General features: G+C 35.3%; 17 protein-coding genes. 12 read left to right on the forward strand and 5 right to left on the reverse strand.

The genetic code is table 11. The annotated features are described in order from the left end of the window. Positions 1-582 precede the first annotated feature (582 nt). The 6 genes from OPR46_RS02025 to OPR46_RS02050 all read left to right on the forward strand — a co-directional run bounded on the left by OPR46_RS02025 (position 583) and on the right by OPR46_RS02050 (position 5,911). Entirely contained in the window at positions 583-1,761 is a 1,179-nt protein-coding gene (locus OPR46_RS02025) for an MFS transporter (RefSeq protein WP_265043720.1), read from the forward strand. 60 nt (positions 1,762-1,821) lie between these two features. Further along, positions 1,822-2,127: an integration host factor subunit alpha gene (locus OPR46_RS02030; protein WP_265043723.1), complete on the forward strand. Its 306-nt coding sequence runs from the start codon at positions 1,822-1,824 to the stop codon at positions 2,125-2,127. Next, positions 2,127-2,453: a MerR family transcriptional regulator gene (locus OPR46_RS02035; protein ID WP_265043724.1), complete on the forward strand. Its 327-nt coding sequence runs from the start codon at positions 2,127-2,129 to the stop codon at positions 2,451-2,453. The genes OPR46_RS02030 and OPR46_RS02035 overlap by 1 nt, the downstream gene beginning before the upstream one ends. 45 nt (positions 2,454-2,498) lie before the next feature. Further along, a complete protein-coding gene (locus OPR46_RS02040; RefSeq protein WP_006279879.1) occupies positions 2,499-3,095 on the forward strand; it encodes a murein hydrolase activator EnvC family protein in 597 nt (198 codons plus the stop codon). Positions 3,096-3,107: 12 nt separating this feature from the next. Continuing rightward, positions 3,108-5,624, forward strand: a complete 2,517-nt coding sequence (gene leuS, locus OPR46_RS02045; protein ID WP_265043727.1) for a leucine--tRNA ligase — start codon at positions 3,108-3,110, stop codon at positions 5,622-5,624. A 128-nt stretch (positions 5,625-5,752) separates the two neighbouring features. Beyond that, positions 5,753-5,911 carry a hypothetical protein gene (locus tag OPR46_RS02050; RefSeq protein WP_265044119.1) on the forward strand — a complete coding sequence of 53 codons (159 nt, stop codon included), beginning with the start codon at positions 5,753-5,755 and terminating at the stop codon, positions 5,909-5,911. 40 nt (positions 5,912-5,951) lie between these two features. On the opposite strand, the gene OPR46_RS02055 is transcribed toward OPR46_RS02050, so the two are convergent. After that, positions 5,952-6,254, reverse strand: a complete 303-nt coding sequence (locus tag OPR46_RS02055; RefSeq protein ID WP_151807816.1) for a transposase — start codon at positions 6,252-6,254, stop codon at positions 5,952-5,954. 136 nt (positions 6,255-6,390) lie between these two features. Here OPR46_RS02055 and OPR46_RS02060 point away from each other — a divergent pair, with 136 nt between their 5' ends. Next, entirely contained in the window at positions 6,391-7,098 is a 708-nt protein-coding gene (locus OPR46_RS02060; RefSeq protein ID WP_265043730.1) for a pyridoxine 5'-phosphate synthase, read from the forward strand. On the opposite strand, the gene OPR46_RS02065 is transcribed toward OPR46_RS02060, so the two are convergent. The 3 genes from OPR46_RS02065 to rplM form a co-directional block, all read right to left on the reverse strand. After that, positions 7,091-7,402, reverse strand: a complete 312-nt coding sequence (locus OPR46_RS02065) for an HU family DNA-binding protein (RefSeq protein ID WP_265043732.1) — start codon at positions 7,400-7,402, stop codon at positions 7,091-7,093. The genes OPR46_RS02060 and OPR46_RS02065 overlap by 8 nt on opposite strands. Positions 7,403-7,548: 146 nt before the next feature. Beyond that, the gene (gene rpsI, locus OPR46_RS02070; protein ID WP_006279875.1) at positions 7,549-8,004 is read right to left on the reverse strand and encodes a 30S ribosomal protein S9; all 456 of its coding nucleotides are present in this window, start codon (positions 8,002-8,004) and stop codon (positions 7,549-7,551) included. A 10-nt stretch (positions 8,005-8,014) separates the two neighbouring features. Beyond that, positions 8,015-8,473: a 50S ribosomal protein L13 gene (rplM, locus tag OPR46_RS02075; RefSeq protein ID WP_265043733.1), complete on the reverse strand. Its 459-nt coding sequence runs from the start codon at positions 8,471-8,473 to the stop codon at positions 8,015-8,017. Positions 8,474-8,602: 129 nt separating this feature from the next. On the opposite strand from rplM, the gene OPR46_RS02080 reads away from it, so the two are divergent. From OPR46_RS02080 to OPR46_RS02100, 5 genes are all read left to right on the forward strand, one after another. Further along, positions 8,603-9,838 (forward strand): TolC family protein, encoded by a 1,236-nt coding sequence (locus OPR46_RS02080; protein WP_265043736.1) that lies wholly within the window; start codon positions 8,603-8,605, stop codon positions 9,836-9,838. A gap of 19 nt (positions 9,839-9,857) precedes the next feature. Further along, a complete protein-coding gene (locus OPR46_RS02085) occupies positions 9,858-10,433 on the forward strand; it encodes a PopZ family protein (RefSeq protein WP_265043737.1) in 576 nt (191 codons plus the stop codon). A 76-nt stretch (positions 10,434-10,509) separates the two neighbouring features. Beyond that, positions 10,510-11,088, forward strand: a complete 579-nt coding sequence (locus tag OPR46_RS02090) for an RlmE family RNA methyltransferase (RefSeq protein ID WP_265043738.1) — start codon at positions 10,510-10,512, stop codon at positions 11,086-11,088. Between the two features lie 787 nt (positions 11,089-11,875). Next, positions 11,876-12,028 (forward strand): hypothetical protein, encoded by a 153-nt coding sequence (locus OPR46_RS02095; protein ID WP_265043739.1) that lies wholly within the window; start codon positions 11,876-11,878, stop codon positions 12,026-12,028. 66 nt (positions 12,029-12,094) lie between these two features. Continuing rightward, positions 12,095-14,023: an ankyrin repeat domain-containing protein gene (locus tag OPR46_RS02100; RefSeq protein ID WP_406833323.1), complete on the forward strand. Its 1,929-nt coding sequence runs from the start codon at positions 12,095-12,097 to the stop codon at positions 14,021-14,023. Here OPR46_RS02100 and OPR46_RS02105 read toward each other — a convergent pair. Then, entirely contained in the window at positions 13,959-14,132 is a 174-nt protein-coding gene (locus OPR46_RS02105; RefSeq protein WP_265043742.1) for a hypothetical protein, read from the reverse strand. The genes OPR46_RS02100 and OPR46_RS02105 overlap by 65 nt on opposite strands. Positions 14,133-14,146 lie beyond the last annotated feature (14 nt).

Below are 14,146 nucleotides of genomic sequence, written 5' to 3' on the forward strand. Positions count from 1 at the left end.
CATCCCGCTGCTTGTTAGCGGGATCTAGAGATACCGCGGCGGTATGACGTAGGGCTGCTGTCATCCCAGTGCTCCTTTTTTTGTCATCCAAGTAGCCTCCTATGGTGTCATCCCAGTGCCCAGACACTGGGATCCAGTTGAGCTATTTCAACAAAAATACTGCATTTTGAGATGAACGTTTATTTTCACCAGATTATTTACAAGTATAACAATTATAGCTCTTTTTACAATAATCCGAACAGACCGTAATATGCTACTGGCCTGCTATAGCCATAAACACATATCTTATCGCATTCGGACTATTATAAGAAAGGCTATAAAGTCTGGATTCCAGTGTCAAGCACTGGAATGACACCGTCTTGGATGGAAACCAGTGTTAGCTACTCGGATGACATCATAGGGGCGCTGGGATGACACCCTGACAATCGTCATCCCGCTGCTTGTTAGCGGCTAAGAGATACCGCGGCGGCATGACGTAGGGAACCCGTTTTTTGGGTTAGCTATAACAGTAGTCAGGAAACAATAGCTTAAAAAGAGACTTAGTGTTAAATTTCTAATAGATTACTTATAAAAATAAATCTTATGGAAAGCAGAGCTAAGGCTTGGTTCATTTGGCTGATTAGTAACTTGGTTGTTATATTCAGCAACATGCAGATAATTTATACCTTTATAAGTGTAAATCTCGAAAAGGAACTTGGACTTACAATCGCGCAAGTTGCACTGGCTAATTCAGCATATACTTGGACTTTCGCCATCTTACAATTTTTTAGTGGAGCAACGTTTAATGTTTTTTCCAGTAAAAAAATTTATTTTTTCTCGTTATCAACTATGATCTTGGGGTTTTTTGTCCTTATTAATAGTGACAATTTCTCCCATTTGATTTTGTCTCAAGTGTTGATTGCAACTGGAGCATCATTTGGTTTTATTGGTGCTGCTCACACAAGTAGCATATGTTTTTCCGCTGCCCAATTTGGACTAATGTTTTCACTAGTGCAGACAATTTCAAGCCTTTCTGCTTTGGTAATTCAAATACTGTTCTCTAACTTGCTTGCCGAAGATGCATATTGGAAAAATCTGATTGTATGCATAATACTATTTGGTGTGTTGATATTTGTACTTACGCTTTTTTGTCCAAACACACTTCCAGAAAGCAGCTCAGAAAAGCGCACAATAAAAAGCTCTATGAAGACAGTAATGTGCTCTATATTAACAGTGCTAAAATTAAGAGATATCTGGATAACTTCAGTGGTGGGTGCTATTACTTTTGGAACATTTTTAGCACTTAATACCTTGTGGGCTCCAAGGTTACTGGGCAACTCAGAACTCAATGCAATGGAGTCAGGTATAGCAACTGCAATACTATGGCTTGGTCTTGCAGTTGGTGCTCCAATTGCAGATCGAATCTCAAACTTATTTAAAAATAGGAAACATGTAATTTCTGCTTTTGCTTTATTGCAAGGCGTCTCAATTATTATTTTACTATACAGCCATTTAACAGTCCACGTTGTGTACTTTTGTATGTTAATGTTTGGGTTTTTTGCGGGAGGACATATGCTTAATTTTGCTGTCGGCAGCGAGATTGTGAAACGAAAATACATCAGCACATCATCATCCATTATCAATGGATTTATGTTTATTGGCAGTGGAGTTATAGTGTCAATGTTAGCACTTTTTACAGATCATAAAATGGCACTTTTTGCAATATTGATAGTTGCCGGTATTTTAAATTATGCAACAAAAGAGACATACTCTAAAAAATAAAGTAGCTGAATCTCGAGTCGATTGCTATATTATATTTACGTATTGTAATATTTATCAATAATGGATCACGTTACAACAAAAGACACAACAGTAACTAAGGTAACGATAGCTGGAGATATAAACCAAGAAATAGGATTATCAAAGGAAGACTCTGTTTCGATAATAGATGATATATTGGACGAAATAAAGACAAGCTTGGTAAAGGATGGAATAGTAAAAATATCGTCATTTGGAACATTCTTGGTTAAGAAAAAGAAGGAAAGACCAGGAAATATACCAAATACATCGGAGAAAGTGATGATTCAGGCAAGAAATTCAGTTTCTTTTAGGCCTTCAAAAATTATAAAAAAATCAATCAATAATTAATGAACAAGGAAAAATTATTTTATACGATTGGGGAAGTAGCTGAAGAGCTACATTTGGAACAGCATGTTTTGAGATTTTGGGAAGGTCAATTTCATCAAATTAAGCCTACAAAGCGTAAAGGAAGAAGGCTATATGATCGCAAGTGTATAGAGGCCATAAAGAAAGTAAAATACATGCTATATGATAAAGGATATACAATAAAAGGAGTGCAAAAAGAATTTGGTAATGATATAAAAGTCACAAAGAATTTGTTGCAAGAACTCACCGATTTGAGGGACTATTTAACTAGTAAAATAAATAACGAGGAAAATAACAAGCAGGCGTGAAACACTACGTCTCGCTAAAATTTTGGAGTTTTGTGAGAGTTTAAAATGTGGCATATAGCCTCATTTCTTATGTTATTAGCAATATTAATAGGCTGTGGCCTGCAAAAACCTGCACCTGTGCTGCTTAAAGGCGAAGAATTTTACGGAAAAAGAGATCTGGAATATACAAGAGAGTACCATTTAATTAGGGAGCCTTCAGTGCAAAAAGAAAGTAGAAAAGCCATCATAAATAGGATATACAAAGATAACAATAATACACAAAATGTGGGGGTAAATTGTAAATTTGTAATGCCAGTTAAAGGTTCAGCTACCTCTTCTGATGAAATGTGTAAGGATGGCATAAAAATTGCTGCTCAAAATGGAACGAACGTAGTTTCCTCTGCACCAGGCAAAGTGATATATGTAGGCAAAGGGCTGAGATGGTATGGGAATTTAATTATAGTGGAACACAAAGATAATTACATGACTGTGTACTCCTATTTAAAAAACATACATGTTGAAATTGGCGATAAAGTAAAGCAAGGTCAAGTAATTGGATCTGCAGGTAAATCAAGCACACAAGATAAAGATCCACAGATGTGTTTCACAATACGACATAATGGCCAAGCGGTTGATCCTTTGATGCATATGAACTGTAATTGAATTTGGATTTATATGAAATATGATTTTAAAAGTGTTGAAAAATTTTATCAAGATAAATGGGATTTTTCTGTAAGCAAGAGTGGTAAACAAGAAAAGTGTTACGTGTTGGAAATGTTTCCATATCCATCTGGTAAAATTCATATGGGACACTTACGTAACTATGCAATAGGGGATGTGATAGCGCGTTACAAGAGAGCTAATGGATTTGAGGTTTTGCATCCAATTGGCTGGGATGCGTTTGGATTACCAGCTGAGAATGCAGCAAGGGATAACAATATTAGCCCCGAAACATGGACAAAAGAGAATATAGATAATATGCGTACACAGTTGAAATCTATAGGTCTTTCTTATAATTGGGAGCGTGAACTCTCCACATGTGAGCCTGATTATTACAAACACGAACAAAAATTTTTCCTGGATTTTTTAAAGCATGGGCTTGCCTATCGAAAAGAATCATGGGTTAACTGGGATCCAGTGGACCAAACAGTGCTTGCAAATGAACAGGTGGTTGATGGAAAAGGATGGCGATCAGGTGCAGTTGTTGAAAAACGTAAGTTGTCCCAATGGTTTTTAAAGATTACTGATTTCGCTGAAGATTTACTCCAGTGCCTGCAAAGTTTGAAAAATTGGCCAGAAAAAGTCAAAACAATGCAGGAGCGTTGGATAGGAAAATCTGAAGGAGCAACTATAGAGTTTGAAGTAGTTGGCCTGAATAAGAAATTAAAAGTTTTTACAACTTATCCTCATACTTTGTTTGGGGCTTCTTTTTGTGCAGTGGCAGCAGAGCATCCTATTGTGCAGGATTTAAAGAATGGTTCTTCTGTTGTCATCCCAGTGCTTGACACTGGGATCCAGGAAATAAAATCAAAAAGAGAGAACGATGAAAAAATAGGAGTTTACACCGGATTAAACGTCAAACATCCATTTCTTGATAAGGAATTGCCGCTTTACATAGCGAATTTTGTGTTGATGGAATATGGGGAAGGCGCGATTTTTGGTTGCCCTGCACATGATCAGCGTGACTTTGAATTTGCACAGAAATATAATTTGCCGATAATTCCCGTTATTTCTTCAGCCCACTTAGGTGTCATTCCAGCGCGTGACCAGAATTCTTACAATGGATCCCAGTGTAAAGCTACTCAGATGACAAAGGAGGCGTATACTGGAGACGGGACAATGTTTAACTCCGAATTCTTAAACGGATTAATGGTGAGTGAAGCAAAGGAAGCCATAGTTAAAAAATTTGAAGAAAAAAAAATAGGCAAAAAAACAATAAACTATCGTTTGCACGATTGGGGAGTTTCAAGGCAGCGTTATTGGGGATGCCCTATACCTATCATATATTGCAAAGATTGCGGAACTGTTCCAGTGCCAGAAAAAGACCTTCCTGTAGTTCTACCAATAGATGTAGAATTTACAAGTGGTGGCAATCCGCTGGATAAGCACCCAACTTGGAAATTTGTTGATTGTCCAAAGTGCGGAAAGCAAGCAGAGCGTGAAACTGATACATTCGACACCTTTTTTGAATCTTCCTGGTATTTTGCTGCATTCTGTAGTGAAGATAAATCAATAGACAAAGATGCATGTAATCGTTTTATGCCTGTTGATTATTATATAGGTGGGATAGAACATGCAATTCTGCATTTGCTTTATTCAAGATTTTTCTGCCGTGCTTTAACCAAATGTGGCTATTTTGATATTAAAGAGCCTTTCTCTAATTTAATCACTCAAGGAATGGTCTGCCATGCAACTTATAAAGACGAAAATGGTAAGTGGCTATTTCCCGCAGAAGCAAAAGAATTAATAGCGCGAGGTGCAAAAGTTCAAGTGGGCAAAGTTGAAAAAATGAGCAAATCGAAAAAGAATACAGTTGACCCAAACTTTATCATAGAAAAGTATGGTGCTGATACTGCTCGCTTGTTTGTGTTGTCCGACACTCCTCCGGAGAAAGATATGGAATGGTCCGATGATGGCGTGGAAGGTTGTTCTCGTTATGTAAATAAATTGTGGCGTATGGTCATGCAGCTAAGACCTGTAAATATACACTATGATAATGAAAATGTTACGGGTGGACTTCTAGAGTACAGAAAAAAAATTCATAAACTCTTACACGGACTTACAGATGACTTGGAAAACTGCAGATTAAACTGTGTAGTGGCAAAATTTCGTGAGATGACGAATTTAATAGCTGAAATAGACGTAAAAACTGGAAAATCTCTTATTGATGAAGGTATATGTATATTAATCAGAGTAATCGAACCATTCATACCACATCTAGCTGAAAGCCTATGGCAAGAAATAGGAGGTCAACCTTGGCCAAAAGCTGATGAATCATTATTAGTTGACGATACGGTAACTATAGCAGTGCAAATCAATGGAAAATTACGTACAACAATCAAGGTGGCAATTAACTTACCTCAAGAAGAATTGAAGAAAATAGCGATAGACTCTGTGTCCAGTAAGATCGATCAAAGCAAAGTTCGCACTGTATATGCTGTACCAAATAAGATAGTAAATATAGTTATATAAAAGACCTGAGTAGTACGTTTTATATAATCTGATTTTATGGCTATACTTTTTTTGACATGTAGTTATATCTTTTTTAATATAAAGGATATATACTTATGCATTATATATTTTTTTGTATGAGGAGTTATATGAAAATAAAGAGATTGTGCGTTTTGGCTGTGTTGCTTACTTCATCTCTAGCAGGTGCAGCTAGTAATAGTGCAAGTAAGTCAGAAGATAAGTATAGCCTTTCTTATAATAGTCCGAATGCGATAAGATATGTGTTTATGGCTATAGCAGGCCAGTAGCATATTACGGTCTGTTCGGATTATTGTAAAAAGAGCTATACTATATAAAAAAATATTTTACTCTTTTTGACTGGCCAGGGCTTTTTTTTAAATGTCTCTTTCCCTTGTTACTCTTGCTTTGTAAATCAAACCTCTCTTTGTCATAAGGAGCCATGTTACCTCTACCTGGAAATGCATTTGCCGCTGACTTTTTTTCGTTATATTTCTTCATCCATTTTCCTAATACACTATCCCTTATTCCTAGATCTCTTGCTACTTTTGCAACTGGTTGACCTACCTTTCTTTGTTCATTTGCCAGTTTAACAGCTTCCAATTTGAATTCTGCTGTATATTCTCTTACCATTTCTAATCCTCCAAAATTTTATTTTACCAAAAAAAACTCTTTTCTTTCTCTCCACTTTTTCTGGGTAAGGTCAAACAATGACTATGCAAAAAACCTAATAACATGTATAATCTATAAATAATTTCTGAGGTAGATTGTGAAACTAGGTGTTAATATCGATCACGTTGCAACCCTCCGCAACGCACGCGGAACTTCTTATCCAGATCCATTGAAAGCAGCAGAAATAGCCATTGACGCTGGAGCAGACTTTATTACTGTACACTTACGAGAAGATAGAAGGCATATTAGAGATGAAGACGTATTTAACCTAAAAAAAAGCATTAGCACTGAGTTAAATCTTGAAATTGCAGCCACGGAAGAAATGCTTGAAATAGCAAAAAAGGTAAAACCCTATTCGATTAGTATAGTACCAGAAAAAAGAGAAGAATTAACAACCGAAGGTGGCCTGGATATCGTGAATATGCACAGTAAACTTTCTAGTATAATAGAGGAAATGCATAGCTCTAGCATAAAAGTCTTACTGTTTATCGATCCAAATATTGATCAACTAAAATATCTTGAAAAGCTAGGGACAAAACCTGACATAATAGAAATTCACACAGGGGATTACTGTGATAATCCATCAGAAAAAAAGTTACAGTTAATTACTAATGCTGCAGAGTACGTCAATAAATTAGGAATAGAATGCCACGCAGGACATGGCATAACTTATAAACACGCTAAGAAGATGACAAGAATACCTCACATCTCAGCTCTTAACATAGGCCACTATTTAATTAGCGAAGCTGTATTTTACGGCTTACACAGCGTAGTAAAAACAATGAAAATGACAATGTCTAACTAACTGCTGCTTTTTCCTTCTCATTTAAAATACTTAAAAGAGTTTGGCTTGCTTTAAATTTTACCCTTGTCTTTTTAGGAACAGTCATGATCTCACCACTTTGGGGGTTACGACATTGTTTTTCCTGACTGATAGCAGTAGAAAATGTTCCCATCCCATGCAAACGTATTTCACCTTTCCCATGCAGCTCATTCTTTATTATTTTAATAAATGCATCATGAATCTTGCTCAAATCAGATTTTGTCATATCTATATTCTGACTAGAACAATCTTCCTTTAATTGTTTTATTATATCTTCTTTACTCATAAATTACCTTAATATTGAAAAAATCACATAAACAGCATATTATGTTGACACCGATAGTCAACTAAATTCATCACAAAAATAGAGGATATCATACATTTTTGCAAATATTTGTATAATACTTACAAAAAAACACCCCTATAAAATAACTATCTCTTAGAAAATTGACACTTTTTCCGAGCTTTATGTTGACCATATTTCTTACGTTCAACAACACGTGAATCTCTAGTTAAGAACTCACCATTACGTAGTATGGAATGCAAATCTTGGCTTACACTACTTAAAGCTCTGCTTATTCCATGAGCTAGAGCACCTGCTTGACCAGATAGCCCTCCACCTTTTACAGTTGCAAATACATCGTATTTATCCAATGTGGAAGTTGCAACAAATGGCATTTTTACTATTTGGCACACTGACTCTCTTTTAAAATAAGAAATTAGATCGCCTTTTTTGTTAACACTAAATTTTCCACTCCCCGGCTTTATCCATACTCTTGCTACAGATTCTTTTCTTCGGCCTGTAGCATACAAACGACCAAGCGAATCAACTGCTGATTTAATTGTCTTTTCTGACCAATCATTGTTATTTATTGTAGAACTCTTCATTTTTACTCCATTACTTTTTATTTTTACGATTCAAAGAGGCAAAATCTATCTTTTCAGGTTGCTGTCCTTGATGCTTATGCTCTGAACCAGAATAAACATACAAATTTTCAAAGCGTCTACGTGCCATAGGGCCATCATCAAGCATCCTTTTCACTGCCATTTCTATTACACGCTCAGGAAATTTGCCATTTAAAATATTATCTGGAGTAGTTTTCTTCAAACCACCAGAATAACCTGTATGCTTATAGTAAATTTTATCTTTAAGCTTCTTCCCGGTGAAATGCACCCTTTCTGCGTTGATAATAATTACATTATCGCCACAATCCATATGAGGTGTATACTCAGGTTTATGCTTTCCACGTAATAGTGTCGCTACAAATGCTGCAAGCCTCCCTACCACTAGTCCTTCTGCATCTATGACAAACCACTTTTTATTGATTTGTTTCTGCTTTAAGAAAAAAGTCTTCATTATTTGATCCAACAATAGTAAGCTATGATATACTTAATTTCTCAATAGTGTCAACAATATTAGTTATTGATTATTAAAGTAATTTATGTTAGTAATTGAGCTGCGCAACCAATATGCATAAGAATTAGAATGTTTCGATTGATTATCACACTTGCGATCATTTTTGGTACTATAAGTTGCTATGCAACCGATGTGGGAGAAGTGATAAGCAAAGCCATCAAAAATAGCTCAAAAATAAAGTCTCAATTTTACCAATATAAAAGCGCAGAAAAACACTATAAATCTTCTGGGTTAGCTGGATTTTTACCTGACATTAGTTTGCAATACAATTTTGATAGTAATTTTAATATTATTAACAATTCACAAGGCTCTGGAAAACGCCTGATATTAAGCCAAAGGATAATAGATGGCGGTGGTACCTTTGCCACATTCAGTCGATCAAGCCATCTTCTCAAAGCAGAAAAGATGCGATTTCAGCAATTAAAACAAGAGCTTGCACTTAATGCTGTGAAAGCATATGTTAATGTTTTACAAAAGACAGAAATATTAAAGCTCAGAGAACATAAAGAACGCGTTTCTTTGGAACATTTGTCAGCTATGAAAAAACGCTTTTCCCTTGGAGAGGTAACCAATGCTGAAGTTTTGTTAGCAAAAGCAAAATTTTCGTCTTCTATATCCGAAAGAGTTGATGCTGAAGGTAAATTAAAGTTGGTAAATATTGCTTATTATCATTTGATTGGCGAAGATGCTGATGACCTTTCTGAAGCTAATGATAAACTACCTTCTGTTCCAGAGCTAAATGAATGTTTACAGTTAGCAAAAACCAATAATTTATCTCTAAAATCAGCAGTTTATCAAAAAAGAGCAGCCGGAATGGAAGTGATTGCTGAAAGCTCCAAGTGGCTTCCTTCTTTAAATCTAAGTGCAAGCAAAAATTTTGGGGAGGATGGTATGAAGGTAGACAAACTATTAGAAAATGTTAATGTAGTTTTTACTCTTAATGTTCCAATCTTTAAGAGAGGAGTTAATGCTTTTGGTGTCAGTAAAGCTAAAATGGATGCAAAAAAATCTACCTACGATTATTATGAAACGGTAAAAAATATAGAACAAGCAGTTGTAAATGCTTGGAATAATGTGTTGACAGCAAAGGCCATTATCAAAGCAAGTCAAGAAGCGGAAAAAGCAGCAGCTCTAGCATTGGAAGGAGTTGAGCAAGAAGTAAACTTAAATTTAAAGAGTACATCTGACCTTTTGGGCACTGAAGATGCATTATTTAAAGCACGTTCAGACTTAGTTGAAGCAAAAAGCAATTATGTGATTAGTGTTTACAACTTGCTTTTTATGATAAATAGTATAGACTTCTAAATTTAATGGTATTAGCACTATGCATGATGAACAAGGCAATCAATCTGTAAAAGATATCCTAGAAGATATAAAAAAAGCTATATCGGGTAAAAACGCGAGTAACGATAAAACAGAAATAAAGGATGAAAATGATGATGTGCTATACCTTGAGGAAGAGTATCCAGAAGAAATAGAAGAAGATGGCAAAAAAGAAAATAATGAAAAAGAGGACATTGATAATGATGACCAAAGTGAGGAAATGGCTTGCAACAATAACCAATTTAATGGCCATAGCTACAATTCAGAAGAAAAAAAAGATATTTATTTGTACGATAATATCCAAATGAGTAATAACAAAGCGAGTAATAGCGGCTTACAAGCGCAAAATAACGATCATCTAATTTTAAAAGAGAATATGGAAGAGATCAAAGCGTTGCTTGGAAAAATGCAAAACGAATTACAGCATAAACAACAAAAAAAAGCGAACCTTACTGTTGAAGAATTAGTTACATCTCTTTTAAAACCTCAGCTCTCAGAATGGCTGAATAAATATCTACATGCACTGGTAAAAGAAGTAGTTGAAAAAGAGCTTAAAGATATAATCAATAATAAGTAGGGTATTAGCAATAAAAACTAGAGTAAAGACGGCTAGAGGCAGAAAACTATCTTCAACAAGGTGGCTACATCGTCATTTGAATGATCAGTATGTGCAAAAAACTAGCGAGGATGGTTATAGGTCACGCTCAGCATATAAGCTGGTAGAAATGGATAACAAATTTAAATTATTCCAAGAAGGGCAAAAAATTATTGATCTTGGTGCTTCTCCTGGTGGATGGTCACAAGTTGCATCTCAGAAAGGTGCAAATGTGGTTGCTCTTGACGTAAAACCACTGAACGCAATTAATGGAGTAGAGTTTATACAATGTGATATTATCAATGAGCTTGAAATTTTAAGAGAAAAATTCAAGGATCAAAAATTTGATGTAATTTTATCTGATATGGCGCCCGAATCTTGTGGTTTAAAATCGTTGGATCATATCAGAATTATGCTTTTATGTGAGGCAGCGCTCAATTTTGCAAAGCATTTCTTGAGCCATGGTGGCACGTTTGTAGTAAAAATTTTCCAAGGAGAATCTGATAAAGATTTTTGTAACGAGCTAAAAAAAATGTTTAAAACAGTAAAATACTTTAAACCAAAGTCAAGTAGATCTGAATCTACAGAAATGTATTTGGTAAGTTTAGGCTTTATTGGCAGCAGACTTTCTATATAATATTAATCTAGGTAGTTCGCAGAAACAAAAAACTTACTTGACACCCTTCGCCAGCGCCCTTACCATGAAACTGAAGCTATTGTATTTGCTTTCGCCAATCTGCAGATTAAAAGGTAAGGATTACTTAATGTATCGGCGTCTTATGTTCAATTTTTTGCAGTATATAGATACTGTATGTCTTTACAAAACTTCATCTACATCTAGATTTTTATCTAAATAAGCTGAACGCGCTTATAAAGCGTTACAAGGCATCAAAAAATGCCAATACTCGACAGAGATAGTAAAAGACTAGCTAACTCGGGGATTCTTTGTCTTTTTTTCTGCTTAGTAAATTTCTTAAACATTTGCAGCGTAAGTTAGTTGCAATTAAAAGCAGCTGAATTTCGCTTGTCAAGCGTTTAAAACATAAAAAACGCCAATATTTTAAAGCGGATAATAACCACGGGGCTTCTTTTGCCTTTTTTTTTATTTGGTAAATTTCTTAAATATTTATAGCTAAACGACAATCGTCATCCCAGCGGGATCTGGAGATACCGCGGCGGTATGACGTAGGACTGCCGTCATTCTGCTACTTGTTAGCGGCTGAGATACCGCGAATGAATCGCGGTATGACGGTTCGCGGTGGCATGATGTAGGACTGCTGTGACACCATTATAGAATGAACCAGTGTCAGCTACTTGCATAGAAAATGTTTATGACTAATTTTTATATCAAACATGGAATTTCGACAAACTTAACTTTTTTGTGAGACTATTCAGCAATAATAAATAAATTGAGAGGAAAGGTTATGGCAATAAAAAAGGAAAAGTTTTTTGAAATAATAAATGAGGTAAGCAAGAGTGAAGGTTTAAATGAGAATAATTTACTTGAAAGAATAGGAAATGAGTTAGAAAAGATAAACTCACAAGAGCATACAACACATAATATGTATAGTGATTAAAAAAAAAGTGGGCGGTTAAAAGATAAGATCTTCAGTGTATTAAATTCAGGCAAAACTGTAAATTGTATGTTGTTACATATTGCTGTGGAATGTAACAGTGTACCAATAGTAAAACTCCTACTAGAAAAGGGAGTAAAAGTTAATGAACCAACACATGAACTTGGGGAAGTTAAGCCTAAATTAACTGCTTTGCACATTGCTGCTTTGCATGGTCATCAAGAGATAGTTCAGCTTTTATTGAATAATGACGCAAATCTTTTACTAAAAGATAGTCAAGGCCGAACTCCAGGGGATATTGTCGGTAATGTAAACGATAGAAATGCTATAATAGAAATGTTAAAGGAAGGAGAACAACGTTATCTTGAGGCAAGAGATACGAGAAGACGAAATAGACAAGGCACTTTACCGCAGCCTAATAATAAAACTCCAGGAAATTTAGCTGTGAACGGAAATAACGCAACTGCTGCAGTGCAAGCATGTAATGCAAGAGATCAGGAAGAGAACAACGGAACTACACCAAACAACAGAAAAATCTATGTACAAGGTGAGGATGAACAGACTTCTTCAAACTCAATCATTAATGAAAACAATACAGACAAAGTAGATGATACATTAGAAAGAGAACAGGCTCTAAGAGAAAGAAATGCTGTGGAGCAAAAGTTGCAAGAGGTAGAACCAAGACTTGCCAATAATCAGAAGCGCATAGAACAAACCGGTCATAATCAACATTCGGAACAATACGGTGCTACATATAATGGTGAACAGACCTTTTTAAATAAAAGTAATAGTGGCGATAGAGGAATATATTTTGATGCAGATAAATGTAAAGCTTTAGTCCAACCTATATCAAAAAATGGAGAAGACATTAATGCAAAAGATAAAGGTGGCATGACCTATTTACATTTTGCTATTATAAATGATCTATCAGATGTTATAAAACGTCTAATAGATGATGGAGCAGATGTTGATGCACAAGATAAAGATGGCGTGACCCCTTTACACTTTGCTGCTGTAAAAAACGCTAAAGAATCAGTAGAACTTTTGATAAAAGGTAAAGCAAATATTAATGCACAAGATAAAAATGGCGTGACCACTTTACACTTTGCTGCTGTAAAAAACGCTAAAGAATCAGTAGAACTTTTGATAAAAGGTAAAGCAAATATTAATGCACAAGATAAAAATGGATGTACCCCTTTATATTGTGCTGTTGCAAATGACAATAAAGAATTAGCAAAACTTTTGATAAAATATGGAGCAGATCGCTCATTGATAAAGGATGAATTCCTAATAGATATACTAAACAGTATGTGTGATCAGCCATCTGAGGTTGTATCTAGTACTTCTTCCCATTCCAAAACACACAACGCAATGGAAACTCCAGAAGAAGCAGAAAAGGTTAAAAAAAGTAAAGTTAAGTTAAAAGAATTACATACTCAGCTAAAGGATAAGCAGAAAAAGAATGAATTGCTAAAACAACAAATACAAGATCTAGGAAGTGAAAAAGCAACGCTTAAGGATAAATTAGACAAAACAGAAAGTCAGCATTCTAAAACAGAAGTGTTGTTAGAAAAAGCGCAAAAAGAACTAGAAGAATCAAAAAGTTGTATAGCTGGATATGGGACTAAGTTGAAAGAATTCAATAAAGAGAATGAATCACTAAGACAAGAAATACAAGATCTAGAAAGTGAAAACACAACACTTAAGTGTGAACTAGGCAAAACAAAAACTAAAACAAATGAAGTGTCGCTAGAAAAAGCAGGAAAAAGACAAATGAGTTTCTTAAAAGTTGCTTCTGTGAATCTTGTAACTATGTTAACAGTAGGTGCTACTCTCAGTATTGCTTTCGACTTGTCTGTTCTACCAATAATTGTAGTTTTTGTAACATCTGCATTGATAGCTAGCGGCGTTACATATGCAATATCAACGAAACCTACCACTGAATTGAAAGAAGTGGATATTCAAGGTTCAGCGCAACATGGTGTTTGTAAAACTTAGCACCCACAGTTGTACGAACATTGCAATTTGCAGATGCAAGTATAGCCTTTCTTATAATAGTCCGAATGCGATAAGATATGTGTTTATGGCTATAGCAGGCCAGTAGCATATTACGGTCTGTTC

The organism is Wolbachia endosymbiont (group A) of Scambus nigricans (genome assembly GCF_947251485.1).
Lineage (GTDB): Bacteria > Pseudomonadota > Alphaproteobacteria > Rickettsiales > Anaplasmataceae > Wolbachia > Wolbachia pipientis.

Bases quoted from the DNA above. Each gene is read 5' to 3' on its own strand.
- OPR46_RS02025 (WP_265043720.1), top strand. From the start codon at position 583: ATGGAAAGCAGAGCTAAGGCTTGGTTCATTTGGCTGATTAGTAACTTG.
- OPR46_RS02030 (WP_265043723.1), top strand. From the start codon at position 1,822: ATGGATCACGTTACAACAAAAGACACAACAGTAACTAAGGTAACGATA.
- OPR46_RS02035 (WP_265043724.1), top strand. From the start codon at position 2,127: ATGAACAAGGAAAAATTATTTTATACGATTGGGGAAGTAGCTGAAGAG.
- OPR46_RS02040 (WP_006279879.1), top strand. From the start codon at position 2,499: ATGTGGCATATAGCCTCATTTCTTATGTTATTAGCAATATTAATAGGC.
- leuS (WP_265043727.1), top strand. From the start codon at position 3,108: ATGAAATATGATTTTAAAAGTGTTGAAAAATTTTATCAAGATAAATGG.
- OPR46_RS02050 (WP_265044119.1), top strand. From the start codon at position 5,753: ATGAAAATAAAGAGATTGTGCGTTTTGGCTGTGTTGCTTACTTCATCT.
- OPR46_RS02055 (WP_151807816.1), bottom strand. From the start codon at position 6,254: ATGGTAAGAGAATATACAGCAGAATTCAAATTGGAAGCTGTTAAACTG.
- OPR46_RS02065 (WP_265043732.1), bottom strand. From the start codon at position 7,402: ATGAGTAAAGAAGATATAATAAAACAATTAAAGGAAGATTGTTCTAGT.
- rpsI (WP_006279875.1), bottom strand. From the start codon at position 8,004: ATGAAGAGTTCTACAATAAATAACAATGATTGGTCAGAAAAGACAATT.
- rplM (WP_265043733.1), bottom strand. From the start codon at position 8,473: ATGAAGACTTTTTTCTTAAAGCAGAAACAAATCAATAAAAAGTGGTTT.
- OPR46_RS02080 (WP_265043736.1), top strand. From the start codon at position 8,603: ATGTTTCGATTGATTATCACACTTGCGATCATTTTTGGTACTATAAGT.
- OPR46_RS02085 (WP_265043737.1), top strand. From the start codon at position 9,858: ATGCATGATGAACAAGGCAATCAATCTGTAAAAGATATCCTAGAAGAT.
- OPR46_RS02095 (WP_265043739.1), top strand. From the start codon at position 11,876: ATGGCAATAAAAAAGGAAAAGTTTTTTGAAATAATAAATGAGGTAAGC.
- OPR46_RS02100 (WP_406833323.1), top strand. From the start codon at position 12,095: ATGTTGTTACATATTGCTGTGGAATGTAACAGTGTACCAATAGTAAAA.
- OPR46_RS02105 (WP_265043742.1), bottom strand. From the start codon at position 14,132: ATGCTACTGGCCTGCTATAGCCATAAACACATATCTTATCGCATTCGG.